Raw genomic sequence first — 17252 nt, forward strand, 5'->3', positions numbered from 1 at the left:
TCAGTTCACCTCCCTGAGCGTGCGTTTCTCGATACGTTTTTCGGGGGTCGGGTTGTGCACGATGCGATGCACGAAGATGCCCGGCAGGTGGACGTCATCGGGGTCGATGTCGCCGGTCTCGGCGATCTCCTCGACCTCCACCACGCAGACCTTGCCGGCCATCGCGGCCAGCGGATTGAAGTTGCGCGCGGTCTTGTTGAAGCGCAGGTTGCCTGCCTTGTCGGCGATCTGCGCCTTGATCAGGGCGACATCCACCGGCAGGCCGCGCTCCATCACGTAGTGCTCGCCGTCGAATTCGCGCACCTCCTTGCCTTCGGCGATCCTGGTGCCGTAGCCGGTCTTGGTGAAGAAGGCGGCGATGCCCGCGCCGCCGGCGCGCAGCCGTTCCGCCAGGGTGCCCTGCGGGCAGAATTCGAGTTCCAGTTCGCCGGAAAGGTACTGGCGCTCGAACTCCTTGTTCTCGCCGACGTAGGAAGAGAGCATTTTTCTGATCTGACGCGACTCTAGCAGCAGCCCGAGGCCGAAGCCATCGACGCCGGCGTTGTTGCTGGCGACCGTCAGATCCTTCTTGCCCGTATCGCGAAGAGCGACGATCAGGGCTTCAGGGATGCCGCACAGGCCGAAGCCGCCAACGGCCAGGGTCATGCCGTCTTCGATGAGACCTTCCAGCGCTTCAGCGGCGCTGCCAAACACTTTGTCCATGAGTCCTCGTCCTGAAAGGGAAGTCGCGCAAAAGATCGCTTCGAAGCCATGTGCCGCCGTGTGAGCGCGTTCAGAGAGTCATGAACGTGCGGACATGCGCCGTCGCAAGCGACCCATGGAGGAAGACATTACCATCCGAGCCGAATCGACGTAGGCAGGTTAGACGATAGTAGAAAGCGCCGCCTCCCTGGCGACGCTGGTTGTCTCTATGGTTGTCTCTATAGCTGTCTCTATGAAAGGTGGATAGCAGCCAGCAGCCTAGCGGGGCAGGTCGTCGAGATCGTCGGTGCCGGGTAATGAGACGAAGGCGCCGGCACGAGTAGCGGCGAAGGCGCCGCAGCGGCAGGCGAACGTCAGCGCCTCGGTCAGCCGGGCTTCATCGGCCAGCCAGTCGGCGAGTGTTTCGCAGGTCACGTCGTCTCGCGCCAGGGAGGCCAGCAGGCCGCCGATGAAGGCGTCGCCGGCCGCAGTGGTATCCACTGCCTGCACGCTGGGCGGGGTCGTCTGCAACTGGCGATCGGCCAGATGCGCGCTCACCGGCCCCGGGCCATCGGTGATCACGATCAGTCGGGCGCCCTTGGACAGTCTGGCGCTAATCCACTCTTCTACGCTGCGATCGCCGCGCAGGATGTCGAGCTCTTCGGTGGAGAGCTTGATGACATGGGCGCGTTCGAGCAGCTGTTCGACCAGGGGGATATCGATCTTGCCCTGGGGCCACAGCATCGCGCGCAGGTTGGCGTCGACGCTGATCAGACAACCGCCACGCCGCGCGATGCTGGCGAGGTCCAGCGTGGTGCGCGCAATGGCGGCGTCGGTCAGGCTATTGCTGCACAGGTGGACCAGCGCGGGCTCGGTGAAGATACCCGGCGGCAGGTGCTCGCGGCGGTAGAGCAGATCCGCGGCGGGCGGACGGTAGAAATCGAACTGGCGCTCGCCGTGGCTGTCGCGGGAGACGAAAGCCAGGGCCGTGCGGGCTTCGCGGGTCCGTACCACGTATCGGGTGTCGACGCCGTAGCGGGTCAGTTCGTCGATCAGGAAGTCGCCGAAACGATCGTCACCGATCATGCCGAGAAAGAGGCTGGGGACGCCCTGGCGGGCGCAGGCCACGGCGGCGTTGGCCGGTGCACCGCCGGCATAGGGCGTGAAGGTCTCTGGGCCGCTGTCGTCGCCCAGACGACTGGACAGCATGTCGACGAGGGCTTCACCGAAGGCGATGATGGGGGTCATGGGTTAACCGACTCTCTTTTCGAACGGGAATCGAGATGCGGCGTCGTCTCGTCGAGTCTCGGCCGCATCGAACGTCATCACGGTACGCGGTGACTGCGCGCTTCCTCGAGCAGCGCGAACCACGTCGGGCGATCGAGTTCGAGATTACTGCTCAGCAGCAGATTGTCGATACGCCTTTCATTCAACGTTCCGATCACTGGAATCGGCTTGCCGGGCAGGCGCCGCAGCCAGGCCAGCGCCAACCCTGCCGTGGTCGAGTTGAGCTGGTCGGCCAGCTGCGACAGCGCCGTGCCGAGAACGTCCTCGAACACCGAGCCGCCGCCCAGCGGCGACCAGGCCATCGGCGCCAGTCCGTCGGCCAGGATGGCGTCGTAGAAACCGTCGAACAGCGCATCCGGGTGGGCCAGCGAGAGCTCGAGCTGGTGGACGCCGAGCCGGTTGTGCATCGCGGCCTGCAGGCGCCGCCACTGTTCCGGCAGGAAGTTGGAAACGCCCACGGCGCCGACCTTGCCGGCCGCGATGGCGTCATCCAGTGCCCGTGCCGTGGCTTCGGCATCCATCAGCGGGTCAGGGCGGTGTAGCAGGAAGTGGTCGAGCCGGTCGACGCCGAGCCGCGCGAGCGAGCCGTCGATGACCTGGGTCAGGTAACGTTCGGAGGTGTCGTAATGCTTGACGCCAAAGGGGGACGTATCGCGATGCGGCAGGACGATATTGCCCTTGGTCACCACGCGAATCCGGGACTTGAGCGAGGGGCGGCGGGCCAGCGCCTCGCCGAATCGCTGCTCGCCCTGATGGTTGCCGTAGCTGTCGGCGTGATCGAACCAGTGCAGTCCCTGATCGACCCTGGCTTCCAGCCAGTCGGCGAACTTCTCGGCATCGTCGAATTCGGGGCGCTCGTAGAGTCGCATCATGCCCAGAATGAAGGGCGAATCGAAAATCAGATCGTCGCTCACGCCGACTGCGCCTCCCGCACGATCGTGGTGGAGAGGAGGTGCTGACCGTCCGGCACCAGCCAGACCGGATCGACCCGGGTGCAGGCCGCTTCGATGCACAGGAAACGCTGGCCGACGGCGGCCGGCGTATCCCCGGGCAGGCCGTCGCCGGGATGCCAGACGACGGTGGAGTCGCTGCCCTGCTTGCTGATCGTGAGCCGGCGCTGACCATCGTCGAGAACGACCGGGCGGTTCGACTGGTAGATACGGTCCAGCGCACCACGGATGCCGAGTTCCCCCTGCTGATGATGCTCGGAAAAGTGCTCGAGCTTGTCCAGATAGCGGGCGCCGGCCAGCCCTTCGACACGGCAGCGGTGCGTATCGGCCACGGCGAAATAGCTATGCAGCGCGCCGGTCAGCTTGACCGGGGTGGTGCCAACGTGGCGCGTCATCAGCTCGACGCTCAGGCGCTTTGCGTTGGCGTGAACCACGGCATTGGGGACGAGCTGGTCGTGCAGCCGCTCCTCGGGCGAGAGGTGAATCTCGACGCCGCTGCCGGTCACGCTCTCGTCGACGGCATCGATGCGCCACTGCGCCGTGCGGGCGGGGCCATGCATGGGGCCCTTGCCGTCCGGCGACTCGTCGGCGAACCACGGCCAGCACAGCGGGATACCGCCGCGAATGGCACCGGGCATCGGCTGTGGCGTCGGCGTGACCCAGAGCCAGCCATCCTCCGTGCCGGGCGCTGGTGGGGCGCCTGCGGCTCGCCCGGCTTCGGGGGCGAAAGGTAAAAAGTGCAGCACCTGAGCGCCCTGTAGCGAAATCGCCAGCTCGCCCCAGTCGGCATTGATCAGCAGCACGCGCCGACCTTCCCAGTCGGCTTCCCGCTGGCCGTCCGTCGCGTCGATCAGCTGCCGCAGCGTATCGGGAATCATGTCACCTCCTCGTTGTGCAGGGCTTCCGCCGCGCCCAGCAGGCCGGTCCACGGCGCCGTCACCACCCAGGTGGGAATACCCGCATTGTAGGCACTCAGTCGGCCCTTGTCGGCAAAGGCGCGACGGAAGTCGCTGCGCGGCAGCCACTCGATCAGACGCGGCGTGATACCGCCGCAGAGATAGACGCCGCCCAGCGCGCCGAGGGTCAACGCGGCGTCGCCGGCCACGCTGCCGAGGATCTTGAGAAAGCGCATCAAGGTCTCGCGGGCAACGCGATCGCCCGCCCGGGCGGCCCCGGTGATCTCCGCCGGCGTGTTGTAGTGGGCGGTGACATTGAGCAGTGCAGCGTGGGCGAGATAGAGGTCGAGCAGACCCTGGCCGCACAGCAGGCGTTCGATCGAGACTCGGCCATAACGGGCACGGAAATAGTCGAGCAGTTGGATTTCGCGCTGGTCGGTGGGGGCGAAGGTGGCGTGGCCGCCTTCGGTCGTCAGCGGAATCCAGGCGCGCCGACTGGGCACCAGTCCGGCGACGCCGAGCCCGGTTCCCGGGCCGATCACCAGGCGCGGGCGCCGAGGTTCGGCCTCGCCTTCACCGATCTTGACCAGTTCCTCGTCACCGATGTGCGGAATGCCGAGCGCCTGGGCGGTGAAGTCGTTGATGACCTTGAAGTTCGACAGGCCGAGCTCTTCGGCGACGGCCTTCTTGGAGAACGCCCAGTCGTTGTTGGTCATCTTGACCCAGTCTTCGTGCACCGGGCAGGCGAAGGCCAGGCACGCCTCGACGGGCGCCTCGGCGCCGACCTGTTGCAGGTAGGCCTGGATGGCTTCGACCAGCCCGCTATAACGCGCGCAGGGTAGCGTCTCGATCGATTGCAACTCGACACTGCCAGGCATGACCAGCGCGAAGCGCGCGTTGGTTCCACCGATGTCGCCGATCAAGGCGGGAGTCGTCATGTGTGCCCTCCGGGCAAGTCGGCGGCGTCGAAGCCGCCAAAGGTGGCCGCGCCTTCCTCGGCACCGCCGACCAGCTGGCGGAAGCCGGCGAACAGTTCGCGGCCCATTCCATGATGATAGTGGTCCAGGTCGCAGGTCGCCGGTTCGCGTTGCGCCCAGGTCTCGGCATCCACCAGCGCCTCGAGCACGCCGTTATCCGGGTCGAGCAGCACCGTGTCGCCATCGCGCAGATAGGCGATCGGGCCGGCATCGACGGCTTCCGGGGTGATGTGGATGGCTGCCGGTACCTTACCAGAGGCACCGGACATTCGCCCGTCGGTGACCAGCGCGACCTTGTGTCCGCGATCCTGCAGCACACCGAGAAACGGCGTCAACTGGTGCAGTTCCGGCATGCCGTTGGCGCGCGGCCCCTGGAAGCGCACGACGACGATGACGTCGCGATCCAGTTCGCCACTCTCGAACGCGGCCTTGACCTGGCTCTGGTCGTCGAAGATCCGCACCGGCGCCTCGACCCGGCGGAACTCCGGCTTGACGGCGGAAACCTTGATCACGCCGCGTCCCAAATTGCCATCGAGCACGGCCAGCCCGCCGGTGGGGGAGAACGGGCGCGCCACCGGCCGCAGCACGTCTTCGTCGAGACTCTGCCGGGTGCCTTCGCGCCAGATCAGCTTGTCGCCTTCCAGGAACGGCTCCTGGGTGTATGCGGTCATGTCGGTGCCGAAAGCGGTGCGTACATCGGCATGCATCAGGCCCGCGGAAAGCAGCTCGCGCACCAGGAAGCTGACGCCGCCGGCGGCGTGGAAGTGGTTCACGTCCGCCTGGCCGTTGGGATAGATTCGGGTCAGCCCGGGAATCACTGTCGAAAGCTCGGCGAAGTCGTCCCAGGTGATGGTCAGGCCGACGGCGGCGGCCATCGCCACCAGGTGCAGCGTATGGTTGGTCGATCCACCGGAAGAGAGCAGCCCGATCATGGCGTTGACGATGGCATGGGCGTCGATCTGCTTGTAGAACGGGTGATAGCTGCCCCCCTGGTCACTCAAGCGGATCACCTGCTCGGTGCTGAATCGGGTGATCGCGTCGCGCAGCGGCGTGTTCGGATTGACGAACGAGGTGCCCGGCATGTGCAGGCCCATCATCTCGAGCATCAGCTGGTTGGAGTTGGCGGTGCCGTAGAAGGTGCAGGTGCCCGGGCTGTGGTAGGAGTCCGACTCGGCTTCCAGCAGCGCATCGCGGCCAACCTTGCCTTCGGCATAGAGCTGGCGGATCCGGGACTTCTCGGCGTTGGGCAACCCGCTCGGCATCGGTCCGGCAGGAACGAACACCGCCGGCAGGTGGCCGAAGCGCGCGGCACCGATGAACAGACCCGGCACGATCTTGTCACACACGCCAAGATACAGTGCGCCATCGAACATGTTGTGCGACATCGCCACGGCCGTCGACATGGCGATCACGTCGCGAGAGAACAGTGACAGCTCCATGCCGGGCTGGCCCTGGGTCACACCGTCGCACATGGCCGGCACGCCGCCGGCGAACTGCGCGGTGCTGCCCATGCCGCGGGCGGCTTCCTTGATCAGGTCGGGGAAGTGCTCGAGCGGCTGATGAGCGGACAGCATGTCGTTATAGGAAGAGACGATGCCGACGTTGGCGCTGTTCATCAGCTTCAGGCTGTTCTTGTCGCCGGCATTGCAGGCGGCGAAGCCATGGGCCAGGTTGCCGCAGGAGAGTTCGGCGCGGTGGACGCCGCGACGATGCTGCTGCTCCATGCGTTCTTCATAGAGGCGGCGGCGATCGGCCGATCGGGCCTCGATGCGTCGGGTCACGCGGTCGACAGTGGGGTTGAGCGTCATGGGGTTGCCTCATCGAGCTGTCATGGTTGTTTGGTAAACTTACCAAAAATTATGGCATTTGTTCGCGGATGGGCCTTTTGTATTAGTCTTTCGGAGTAATATTTTTTCATTCGTCGATGTTCTAGACTGGTGTTCTAGACTATTGGCAGTTTCGCGGTGATCGAGCGCTGTCGTTCGATCCGCGCCATTCACGAATGCGTGATCAGGCGCGACCGTGCCACATTCCCCAAACGTTCGAGTTACGTCATCAGGAGGAGAGCACCATGACATTGCGTGTCGCCATCAACGGATTCGGTCGCATCGGCCGTAACGTACTTCGTGCCATGTACGAAAACGGTTATCGCGACCGGATCGAAGTCGTCGCCATCAACGACCTGGGCGATCCGGCGCTCAACGCGCACCTGCTGCGTCATGACAGCGTGCATGGACGTTTCGGCTTCGACGTCACTCACGACAGCGATACCCTGAGCGTAGACGGAGATAGCATTCGCATCCTCTCGGAGCGCGATCCGTCGCAGCTGCCCTGGAAATCGCTGAACGTCGACCTGGTGATGGAGTGCACCGGGCTGTTCACCAAGCGCGAGGCCGCAGCCAAGCACATCGATGCCGGCGCGGAGCGTGTGCTGATTTCCGCACCCAGCGGCGATGCCGACGCGACGATCGTGTTCGGCGTCAACGAAGGGACACTGAAGGCGGAGCATCGGGTGGTTTCCAACGCTTCCTGCACCACCAACTGCCTGGCGCCGGTAGCCCAGGCGCTGCAGGAGAGCGTGGGTATCGAGAATGGCCTGATGACCACGGTGCATGCCTACACCAATGACCAGAACCTGTCCGACGTCTACCACAAGGATCCGTACCGCGCGCGCAGTGCCACGCAGTCGATGATCCCGACCAAGACCGGTGCCGCCGCAGCCGTCGGGCTGGTGCTGCCCGAACTGAACGGCAAGCTCGACGGGCTCGCGGTGCGGGTGCCGGTCATCAACGTGTCGCTGGTGGACCTGGTCTTCACTGCCGGTCGCGAGACGAGCAAGGAAGAGATCAACGAGATCGTCGAGAAGGCAGCGGCCAAGTCGCCGGTACTGGCAGTGAACTCTCAGCCGCTGGTGTCGATCGACTTCAACCACGACGCCAACTCTTCCACCTTCGATGCCAACCACACGCGCGTGAACGGGCGTCTGGTCAAGGTCATGGCCTGGTACGACAACGAGTGGGGCTTCTCCAACCGCATGCTGGATACGGCGCTGGCCATGCAGGCCGCCAGCTGAGATGAATATCGTTTTCGCTGGCCTGAACGCCTGACAAGGGTGGCCCGCAAGCGATAGTCGGCGACAACGAAGCAGGATCGAGGGGTGGCAGAGCGTCTGTCGCCCCTCTTTTTTGGTATTTTCTCCCTCCGGACACCCGCGCGACGTGTCCCCCTCGGCTAGAAGGGGGCAGGCGACCGAGTCGCATACCATCGAAGTAGCGCCAGTTTTGCGTTCAAGTCATCCAATCCGTTGTCGATAGAACCCTGTATGCTGGGCAATTGCGTTGGTGGGCTTGGACTTGTCAGGCTGACCCTCTAGTGTAAGTCCGAACATGCCCTATCTTTCCACCATGCATTGAGGTTGGCGGCGTCATGCAGGACAACATCATCAACGCGCATCGCCTGATTGGCGAGACCATTCGCGACCCTGAAGAGAAGCGGCTCGGGAAGATCGTGGGTGTCGACCAATCGCGTTCCGTGCCAGTAATTTTCGTGATCTGGCAGGAGCAGGCGGGCATGCATCGTTTCGAGCTGACTCGCGACGAGCTGCGCCAGCTGGCGGATGCCTGCTGCCATGCTCGATCGAAGAGTCGCGATCATCGAGCCAGGGGTGACGATGAGGCGCGAAGCTCATCTGATGATGCGTCCTCTTCGCCCGCGGTCGCTCAGCGTCGTGTCGGCTTTCGCTGACACGATCTCGTTTTACCACCCAGCCGCTTGGAAACAGCACTGCGGCTAGACGAGGCCGGAGTGCATGGATTCACGGGATGCCTTCGTGCATGACGATGAAGTTTCGGGCGCGGACGCCCGACAGTGGCTGCAATGCTTGCCGGGCACGGTCTATGTCACCGACTCGGCCTGGTGGCTGGGTGAGCTGCGCTTCGTCGCCGATTCCATCGACGCGCTGGGCCATCGTCCCGCCACGGACTACCTTTCCCAGCCCGATCTGTGGCTGGCGCAGATTCCCGAATCCGAGCGCAGGCCGTTACTCGAACGATTGCAGCAGGCCCTGACCGAGAGCGAGCTCACGGCGCGGCTGTCCTACGTCATCGAAAGGCGAGATGGCTCCGAGTGTCAAGTCGAGGACAGTATCAGCATCCAGCGTGACGCGGACGGCGAGGTCGTGGCACTTGTCGGCTTCCTGCAGCCGCGCCCGCCTGCCGTTCCCGCGAATCCTGCCGCCCCCGCGGATGAAGCCGGCTTGTCCCAGCAATCCCTGCTCGATCACAGCGGCGATGTGATCTTGGCGCTCGATGAGGATATGGAGTGCCATTACGCGGCGGGTAACACCCAAGGCGCGCTCGGTGTCAGCGCAGCGTCGCTGCTGTCGACGTCTCTCTTCGGCCTGATGGCGCCCGAGGATGGCTCCCGGGTTCGGCGCCTGCTGATCGAAGGAGCCGCCGAGGCGAGTTCTCCCATGGTGGAGCTGCGTCTGAGACACCGGGATGGGGTGTACCGCTGGTTCGAGATCCACTTTTCGCCTTATCCGCTGCCGTTGGGGCAGACGCTGGAGCCCCCGGTCATGCCGGGCTGGGTTGCCATCGCGAGGGATATCACCCAACGCCGCCACCAGTCGCTGCAGTGGAATGCGTACACCGCCACCGACGAATTGACCTCGGCGCTCAATCGAGAGCCTTTCATGGGCCTGATGCGGCATGCGTTCGCAAGTGGAGACACCGGCGCTAGGTTTACGCTGATCGTGTTCGATGTCGACCATTTCAGCGATATCAACCGCGATTGGGGGCGCGAGGGCGGCGATCTCGTGCTCAGTTGCATCGGCGAAATGTGCCGGGCGACGTTGAGAGAGCGGTTCAGCTTCGGCCGATTGGGCGACGATTCCTTCGCGTTGCTGATGAGCGGCAAATCGCTGCAGGAAACGGCCACCATCGCCGATAAACTGCGCGGGCGTCTAGCTTCGACCCGGGTGGAGTTTCATGGTCATTGGCTGTCGTTCTCGGTTAGTCTTGGGGTCGCCGAACGGCGCAGTGACGAGACCGCGGAAGCCATGCTGGCGCGTGCCGAGGCGGGAATGCAGAATGCCAAGCAGCGCGGGCGGGATCGCGTTCAGCAGGCGCCATGAGCCGCTGTGCGAGTCGACGTCGAGCCAGCCGAACCTGCGCCAAGCCAGTCAAAGAAGGAGAACGATGATGGGACGATTACTGCTGGCCTTGCTGCTCAGCCTGATGTGTCTGCCGGCGTGGGCCGACGAGGTCGAAGGTCCACGCGTCCAGGGCGAGACTTTCGAATATGCCACGGGCGGCCAGACCTACCAGGGCTATCTTGCCTACAACGCCAGCGATGACGAGCCTCGTCCCGGCGTACTGCTGGTCCATGAATGGTGGGGGCTCAACGACTACATCAAGCACAAGGCCGATCAGCTGGCGGCACTGGGCTTCGTGGCACTGGCGGTAGACATGTATGGCGGCGGCAAGGTGGCCCAGCACCCGGAGGATGCCAAGGCGTTTTCCAGTCAGGTCATGCAGGACTGGCCCGCCGCCAGAGCACGATTGGAAGCGGCGATGGCAGCGCTGCGTGAACATCCTGCGGTGCGCGAGGATCGCATGGCGGCGATCGGCTACTGCTTCGGTGGTGGCGTGGTGATGAACATGGCATTGGCGGGCATGCCGTTGGAAGCGGCGATCAGCTTCCATGGCAGTCCGACTCAGGTCGTCACCAACCCGCAGCCGTTCGACGGCCTGGTGCGCATCTACAACGGCCAGGACGATTCGCTGGTCGACCCCGAGGCGCTCGACAGCATGGCGACGGCATTGACGGAAGATGGCGCGGACGTTCGCGTGGTGCAGTATCCCGGTGCCAAGCACGCTTTCACCAATCCGGATGCCGACAGGCTGGCCGCGGAGAACGAACTTCCGCTCGGCTACGACGCGGCGGCGGATGCTGCCTCCTGGCAGGCTGCGTTGCTGACGCTGGACAAGGCGCTGAATCAGTAGACTGAATACGAGCTACGAGCTACGAGCTACGAGCTACGAGCTACGAGCTACGAGCTACGAGCTACGAGCTACGAGCTACGAGCCAGACAGCAGAAAGCCACGAACGACCGCGTTCGTGGCTTTTTCGTTGGCGAGCTGCAATCTATTCGTTGGGGCGACTGAGGGCGAGCACGCGCTTGGCGAGGGCAATCATTTCCGGGTCACCGGTGTGCTTGTCGGGCACGTCGGAAAGCTTGACCACGGGCAGCCAGTGCTGGCCTTCCGGTCTCGCCTCGACCATCTTGATCACCATGTTCATCGGCTCGACGCCCACGTCATTGGTGAAGTTGGTGCCGATGCCGAACGCCATGCCGACGCGGCCTTGGCAGAACGACTGGATCCGCTCGACCTTCTCGGGTGTCAGCGCGTCGGAGAAGATGATCGTCTTGCTGCGCGGGTCGATCCCCAGTTTCTCGTAATGCGCGATGGTCGAGGCCGCGAAGTCGATGGGGTCCGCGCTGTCGTGTCTGACTCCATCGAAGAGCTTGGCGAACTTCTTGTCGAAGCTCTCGAAGAAGGCGCGGGAAGTGAACGTGTCGGTCAGGGCGATGCCAAGGTCGCCGCGATAGACATCGACCCAGTGCTCCAGCGCCAGGCTGTTGGCCATCTTGAAACCGAAACGGGCGCCGTGAAACATGAACCATTCGTGGGCGTGGGTGCCGATGGGCTTGACGCCGTGGCGCATGGCCAGCAAGACGTTACTGCTGCCGCTGAAGGCTTCGCCGCCATGATGGCGAAGCGCGCCGACCACCCGGTCGTGAACGTCGAAGGAAAACCGCCGCCGGGTGCCGAATTCGGCAATTTTCAGGCCCAGCCGCTGATACTGTTCGATCTTGGCTCGGGTGCGTGCCTCGACCGTTTCATCGTCGTCGCGCTTGACACCTCGCAGGCGATACCAGAGCTCGCTGATCAGCGCCATCAGCGGGACTTCCCACAGGATGGTGCGATACCACAGCCCCTCGATAGCGACCGAGAGTTCGCTGCCGGTCTGCTCGATGATGACTTCGGCGGGGTTGAAGCGAAAGCCGGCCAGAAAGTCCAGGTAGGTCGGATCGAGATAGGGACAGGTAACCTCGAGATAGCGCTTTTCCGCGTCGGTGAGCACGAGGCTGGCCATGGCATCGACTTCGCGTCGCAGGGCGTCACCGAATCCTTCGGGAAACGCATGCTCGCCGCGATTGATGAAAGCGTAGCGGGCCTGTGCATAGGGGAAGCGCTTGATCACGGCGTTCTGCATCGTGATCTTGTAGAAATCGTTATCGATAAGCGAAGTCAGCATGAAAACTCGTCATCAGCGTGAACACAATCCGCGGCCGTTGGCGCCAGCGAGCGTTTCCTCAATGAGATTCGGCTACATGAAAGCCATGATACCGAACATTGTCGCGACGAAACCGCCGAACAGCAAAAGACCGGCCAGCGAAAGCAGAATCAACAGATAGCCCAGTATCAAACCGGCGAGCGCCCAGCTATCGCCGGATTCCTGCCTCTGGCGAATCTGGCGCCGAGCCAGATGGCCGCAGACCACGCCGCCCAACGCCGCTGGCGGCACCAGAGTGCCCAGCACGCTAAGCGCGAAAGCTGCCAGCGCCATGATATTGGTGGGCGGTGGCGTTGACGGGCTGGGAGGCGTCGGGGTGGGTGTCATCGGGTTGGGGTGGCTCTCTGTCTTGGCTGTTGCCAGAGTATCGCACGCTTGCCCGCGGCTCTCGAAGTTTTCAACATAGACTGAGCGACGAGCGACGAGCGACGAGCGACGAGCGACGAAAGACCGGAAAAGCAACGGGGGAGATCGGATGGCATTGCGGGTCGAGAATATCGGTAGCCTCGCGGCTACCCGTGCGTCGCTCTGGAATCATGTGGTCGGCGATCGTTATCCGTTTCTGCGCCACGAGTTCCTGGTGGCGCTGGAAGCCTGCGGCTGTGCCGATACGGATACCGGCTGGGAGCCGGATCACTTGATGGTCTTCGACGACGACCGGACGGTGGCGGCCTTGCCGCGCTACGCCAAATACCACTCGCGAGGCGAGTACGTATTCGACTGGTCCTGGGCGGATGCCTGGGAGCGCGCTGGCGGCGATTACTATCCCAAGTCGCTGTCGGCGATTCCGTTCACGCCGGCCTCGGGGCCGCGGCTGGCCGTGGTGGGCGACGTGGATCGGCGGGCGGTTATCGCGGCGCTGGCGCCGGTGATCCGCGATACCGGCCTGCAGAGCTGGCATCTACTGTTTGCCGACAGCGGCGAGGTGGACGACTGGCAGGCGGCGTTCGAAGCGCCGTTGATGGAGCGCCAGGCCGTGCAGTTTGCCTGGCGCGACGATGGATTCGGCAGTTTCGACGGCTTTCTGGCGCGGATGAGCTCGCGCAAACGCAAGGAGATCCGTCGGGAGCGTCGCAAGCTGGCGGAGCAGGGCTTCATGTTCGAGCGGCTGACGGGAGCGCGGATCGACGACGAGGCGCTGACACAGTTCTATCGCTGCTACTGCATGACATACCTGGAACGGGGCCAGCGTCCCTATCTGTCGCTCGAGTTCTTTACCCGGTTGCGCGACGACCTGGGCGATACGCTGCTGCTGGTCCGCGCCAGTGTGGAGGGACGGGCCGTGGCAGCCGCGCTCTGCCTGCAGGGAAGCGACACGCTCTACGGCCGCTACTGGGGCAGCGAGGTCGAGGCCGACTTTCTGCATTTCGAGACTTGCTACTACCAGGGGATCGAGCACTGCCTGGCACAGGGCTTGTCCCGTTTCGATCCGGGGACGCAAGGGGAGCACAAGCTGACCCGAGGTTTCGCGCCGGTCATCAGCCGCTCGCTGCACTATCTCGATCATCCGGGGTTTAGAGATGCCGTCGAGGATTTCTGCCGCGAGGAGCGAGCCTACGTTCATGCCTATTTCGAGCAGTGCCGATCTCGCCTGCCGTTCAAGGATCCGCTGCCTTGAGCGTGCAGACGTCAGGCGCGTGCTGCTGTCGTGCCGAGGTGAGTGATATGCTGAACCCAGGTTAAATTGGGCGGCGGATCTTGCCGCGACGAGGACAGATATTCGATGGGCTTTCTCACTGAAGCGGCTGTGCTGCTGGGCGCAGCCATCCTTGCGGTTCCCCTGTTTCAGCGTCTGGGGCTGGGGTCGATCCTGGGCTACCTCTGCATCGGCCTGCTCGCGGGCCCGTCGATCAGCGGCTTCATCTCCGAGCCGGAATCGGTGCTGCATTTCTCCGAGTTCGGCGTGGTCATGCTGTTGTTCATCATCGGCCTGGAGCTGGAGCCGCGTCGCCTGTGGGGGATGCGCAAGCGTCTGCTGGGTCTGGGGACGCTGCAGATGGCGGGCTGCGCAGCGCTGCTGATGCCGGTCGGGCTCCTGCTGGACCTGCCGCCGAGTATCGCCATCTTCCTCGGCCTCACGCTGGCGCTGTCGTCGACCGCCTTTGCGCTGCAGGTTCTCAACGAACGCCGTCAACTGGCGACGCCGCACGGTCAGAGCGCGTTCTCCATTCTGCTGTTTCAGGATCTGGCGGTGATACCGCTGCTGGCGCTGCTGCCGTTTCTGGCTGGGCGTGCCGACGCCGCGCCCGGCGACGGTTGGCTCATCGCCCGCAGCATTGGCGTGGTGATCGCTGCCATCGTCTTCGGTCGCCTGGTATTCCCTCGCGTGCTGGCGCTGATCGCACGTAGCGACGTGCACGAGATATTCACCGCCGCGGCACTGTTTCTGGTGCTGGCGATGGCACTGGTCATGGAGTGGGCGGGGCTGTCGATGGCACTGGGTGCCTTCCTGGGCGGTGTGATGCTGGCGGACACCCCGTATCGGCATGAACTGGAAGCCAATATCGAGCCGTTCAAGGGGCTGCTGCTAGGGCTCTTCTTCATTGCCGTCGGCATGTCGGTCAATCTCGGTCTCGTGCTGGACAACGTCTGGCTGGTGCTGGGGCTGGCCGTTGCGATGACGCTGGCCAAGTCCGTGGTACTGGTGATCGTCGGCCTGTTGGCGCGATTGCCTCGCCCGGAAATCCCCCGGCTGGCGACGATCATTTCCCAGGGCGGCGAGTTCGACTTCGTGCTGCTGACGGCGGCGGTGGCCGCTGGCGTCATCGATCAGCGCATCGCCAGCCTGTGTATCGCGGCGGTCACGCTGAGCATGGCGGCCACGCCGTTTTTGTATCAACTGGGAGAGAAGGCGGGCGATCGTCTCAAGGAGAGCCGGCCGTTCGATACCGACTTCGGCGACGACACACCCCCGGTGATCATCGCCGGCCTAGGCCGCTTCGGGCAGATGGTCGGGCGTATGCTGAAGATGCAGGGGATCAATTTCACGGCGCTGGACCCCAACATCACCCAGGTCGAGTTCATTCGCCGCTTCGGTTCCCGCATCTTTTACGCCGACGCGACCCGGCTCGACCTGCTGCGCGCGGCGGGTATCGACAAGGCGCGCCTGCTCGTCATTGCGGTCGATGGCGAGAACACTGCGCTGACCATTGCGAGGCTGGCAAAGACACACTTTCCAGATCTCGCCGTCTATGCGCGGGCGCGCAATCGCCATCACGCCTGGCAACTGATGGAGATCGGCGTCGATGGCGTGGTTCGCGAAACGTTCGCCTCGAGCATGGAGATGAGCGTCGAAGTCCTCAAGGGGTTGGGTTATCCCAGCGCCAATGCCATCAATGCGGTGCGCACCTTCCGCGATTTCGACAACCAGTTGCTCAAGGATACCTATGCGCATCGCAACGATACCGAGCAATTGATGGCGACCGAAAAGGCGGCCATGGCCGAGCTGCAATCCCTGTTCCAGCAGGAGCTCAACCGGGGGCGAACCGGCAGACGCGAAGAGGACACCGACACCGACGATCGCGAGGAGATGCGCGATGACGCAGACACCATTGCAGAGACTGAAACCCCGGCTCGCGGCGCTTGAGCTGCCGGCCGACACCGGGCTGGAACTCGACGCCGGCATTACGCCGCTTTCCGGTGGTGACAGCGGCGCCGGGCTGTGGCGAGTCGAGGGTGCGAGACCCTGCATCGTCAAGCAGGATTCGGTAGAGCGCGTCGCCAGAGAGGCCGATGGGCTGCGGGCGTTGGCCAGCGTCTGTCGTCTGCTCGTCGTGCCGGCGGTCGTTGCCGAGGATGACGACCTGCTGGTGATGGAAGCCCTGGATGCCACGGGGCAACGTGACGGCTCAGCGCTGGGCGAAGGGCTGCGCCAGATGCACCGTGATTCTCGAGATTCGCAGGCCGAGCACGGCTGGCCGCGGGACAATGCCTGCGGCTCGACACCTCAGCCCAATGCGCCGCTGGCGGACGGCCGTGTCTTCCAGCGCGAGCGGCGCTTGCTGCCGCTGATGAAACTGTGTCGCGACCAGGGGTTGCTGGACGCCGGTCTCGCCGAGCGTATCGAGCGCGTTGCCGAGTCGCTCGAAAGCTGGCTGCCCGATACGCCGCCCTGCCTGGTGCACGGCGATCTATGGTCGGGCAACGTGCTCTTCACGCCCAGGGGGCCGGCAATCATCGATCCGGCGGTCTATCGACACTACCCTGAAGTGGATATCGCCATGCTGACGCTGTTCGGCGGGCCGGGCGACGCCTTCTTCGAGGCCTACTGGAATGGAGGGCGCCCCGCGGATTGGGAACGGCGCGAGGCACTGTTCCAGCTCTATCCGCTGCTCAATCACCTCTATCTGTTTGGCCGGGGCTATCTCGGTGGCGTTGCGCGAGCGGTGGATCGCGTGCTGGTCGAGTGACGGTCCGATTCAGTCGAGCGGCTTGGCCGGCGTCGGGGTGATGCGCTCGAAAAAGGTGTTGATCATGCGCGGGCCGACATCGCCGATATCATAGCGCTCAGGATCACGCAGCCAGTCATGCAGGAGGCCCAGAATCATCGACATCAGCATGCGAGAGGCAATTTCCGGTTCGACGTTATCGATCAGGGTTCCGGTATCACGCGCTTCTTCGAAGCGTTCGACCATCGTTTCATAGCAGTCGCACGCCAGTTGATCCTGCAGCGCGAGAATATCGACATCGCTGGCCGATTCGCTGCAGTGCAGCAGGATGGTATGGACGCGACGCGAGCGCGGTCCCTGCAGCCGCCCGAGAGCGTGAAGCGTGGCCAGGCGCAGGCTTTCCAGCGGCGCGTTGGGCTGGTCGGGATCCTCGACATCATCCAGCAACTGTCGCAGTGGCATCTTGACGCGGTCCAGCATGGCGTGGAACAGGTCGGACTTGTTCTTGAAATGCCAGTAAACGGCGCCTCGTGTCATCCCAGCCTGGCGCGCGATCTGCTCGAGCGAAGTGCGCGATACACCGCGCTCGAGGAAGATGACTTCAGCCGCGTCCAGCAGCGCTTCGCGGGTAGCCTCGGCTTCGGCTTTGGTACGTTTGGGCATGATGTTGTCGTCGACAGATGAGTGGAGTGCGAGACGTTGGGCCGGCAT

16 protein-coding genes are annotated in these 17252 nt (G+C 64.0%); 7 read left to right on the forward strand and 9 right to left on the reverse strand.

Annotation, left to right across the window (positions count from 1 at the left end):
* The 6 genes from CCD76_RS01085 to edd form a co-directional block, all read right to left on the reverse strand.
* Positions 1-702, reverse strand: a complete 702-nt coding sequence (locus CCD76_RS01085; RefSeq protein ID WP_087717709.1) for a CoA transferase subunit A — start codon at positions 700-702, stop codon at positions 1-3.
* Positions 703-960: 258 nt separating this feature from the next.
* Positions 961-1929: a carbohydrate kinase family protein gene (locus CCD76_RS01090; RefSeq protein ID WP_087717710.1), complete on the reverse strand. Its 969-nt coding sequence runs from the start codon at positions 1927-1929 to the stop codon at positions 961-963.
* A gap of 77 nt (positions 1930-2006) precedes the next feature.
* Positions 2007-2882, reverse strand: coding sequence for an aldo/keto reductase (locus CCD76_RS01095; protein WP_256961004.1), 876 nt, complete (start codon positions 2880-2882; stop codon positions 2007-2009).
* On the reverse strand, positions 2879-3796 hold the full coding sequence (locus CCD76_RS01100) for a D-hexose-6-phosphate mutarotase (RefSeq protein ID WP_087717711.1): 918 nt from the start codon (positions 3794-3796) through the stop codon (positions 2879-2881). The genes CCD76_RS01095 and CCD76_RS01100 overlap by 4 nt, the downstream gene beginning before the upstream one ends.
* The gene (glk, locus tag CCD76_RS01105; RefSeq protein WP_087717712.1) at positions 3793-4752 is read right to left on the reverse strand and encodes a glucokinase; all 960 of its coding nucleotides are present in this window, start codon (positions 4750-4752) and stop codon (positions 3793-3795) included. The genes CCD76_RS01100 and glk overlap by 4 nt, the downstream gene beginning before the upstream one ends.
* On the reverse strand, positions 4749-6599 hold the full coding sequence (gene edd / locus CCD76_RS01110) for a phosphogluconate dehydratase (RefSeq protein ID WP_087717713.1): 1851 nt from the start codon (positions 6597-6599) through the stop codon (positions 4749-4751). Before edd ends, glk begins: the two co-directional genes overlap by 4 nt.
* Before the next feature lie 263 nt (positions 6600-6862).
* Here edd and gap point away from each other — a divergent pair, with 263 nt between their 5' ends.
* The 4 genes from gap to CCD76_RS01130 all read left to right on the forward strand — a co-directional run bounded on the left by gap (position 6863) and on the right by CCD76_RS01130 (position 10796).
* Positions 6863-7864 carry a type I glyceraldehyde-3-phosphate dehydrogenase gene (gene gap / locus CCD76_RS01115; protein WP_071231896.1) on the forward strand — a complete coding sequence of 334 codons (1002 nt, stop codon included), beginning with the start codon at positions 6863-6865 and terminating at the stop codon, positions 7862-7864.
* A gap of 353 nt (positions 7865-8217) precedes the next feature.
* Positions 8218-8535 carry a hypothetical protein gene (locus CCD76_RS01120; protein ID WP_087717714.1) on the forward strand — a complete coding sequence of 106 codons (318 nt, stop codon included), beginning with the start codon at positions 8218-8220 and terminating at the stop codon, positions 8533-8535.
* A gap of 64 nt (positions 8536-8599) precedes the next feature.
* Positions 8600-9925 (forward strand): sensor domain-containing diguanylate cyclase, encoded by a 1326-nt coding sequence (locus CCD76_RS01125; RefSeq protein ID WP_087717715.1) that lies wholly within the window; start codon positions 8600-8602, stop codon positions 9923-9925.
* Positions 9926-9992: 67 nt separating this feature from the next.
* Positions 9993-10796 (forward strand): dienelactone hydrolase family protein, encoded by an 804-nt coding sequence (locus tag CCD76_RS01130; RefSeq protein ID WP_256961009.1) that lies wholly within the window; start codon positions 9993-9995, stop codon positions 10794-10796.
* A 142-nt stretch (positions 10797-10938) separates the two neighbouring features.
* Here the strand turns inward: CCD76_RS01130 and pncB are convergent, their stop codons facing one another.
* Together pncB and CCD76_RS01140 are read right to left on the reverse strand one after the other, a co-directional pair.
* Complete coding sequence (pncB, locus tag CCD76_RS01135) at positions 10939-12114, reverse strand: nicotinate phosphoribosyltransferase (RefSeq protein WP_087717717.1); 1176 nt, start codon at positions 12112-12114, stop codon at positions 10939-10941.
* 72 nt (positions 12115-12186) lie between these two features.
* Entirely contained in the window at positions 12187-12480 is a 294-nt protein-coding gene (locus CCD76_RS01140; RefSeq protein ID WP_256961010.1) for a DUF4190 domain-containing protein, read from the reverse strand.
* A 148-nt stretch (positions 12481-12628) separates the two neighbouring features.
* Here CCD76_RS01140 and CCD76_RS01145 point away from each other — a divergent pair, with 148 nt between their 5' ends.
* The 3 genes from CCD76_RS01145 to CCD76_RS01155 all read left to right on the forward strand — a co-directional run bounded on the left by CCD76_RS01145 (position 12629) and on the right by CCD76_RS01155 (position 16562).
* Positions 12629-13771, forward strand: coding sequence for a GNAT family N-acetyltransferase (locus CCD76_RS01145; protein WP_087717719.1), 1143 nt, complete (start codon positions 12629-12631; stop codon positions 13769-13771).
* Positions 13772-13876: 105 nt separating this feature from the next.
* Positions 13877-15739: a monovalent cation:proton antiporter-2 (CPA2) family protein gene (locus CCD76_RS01150; protein ID WP_087717720.1), complete on the forward strand. Its 1863-nt coding sequence runs from the start codon at positions 13877-13879 to the stop codon at positions 15737-15739.
* Positions 15690-16562 (forward strand): fructosamine kinase family protein, encoded by an 873-nt coding sequence (locus tag CCD76_RS01155; protein WP_087717721.1) that lies wholly within the window; start codon positions 15690-15692, stop codon positions 16560-16562. The genes CCD76_RS01150 and CCD76_RS01155 overlap by 50 nt, the downstream gene beginning before the upstream one ends.
* A 9-nt stretch (positions 16563-16571) precedes the next feature.
* Here the strand turns inward: CCD76_RS01155 and CCD76_RS01160 are convergent, their stop codons facing one another.
* Positions 16572-17204 carry a TetR family transcriptional regulator gene (locus CCD76_RS01160; protein ID WP_087717833.1) on the reverse strand — a complete coding sequence of 211 codons (633 nt, stop codon included), beginning with the start codon at positions 17202-17204 and terminating at the stop codon, positions 16572-16574.
* Positions 17205-17252: the final 48 nt, after the last annotated feature.

It is taken from the genome of Salinicola salarius (genome assembly GCF_002179555.1).
GTDB classification, from domain to species: domain Bacteria; phylum Pseudomonadota; class Gammaproteobacteria; order Pseudomonadales; family Halomonadaceae; genus Salinicola; species Salinicola salarius_A.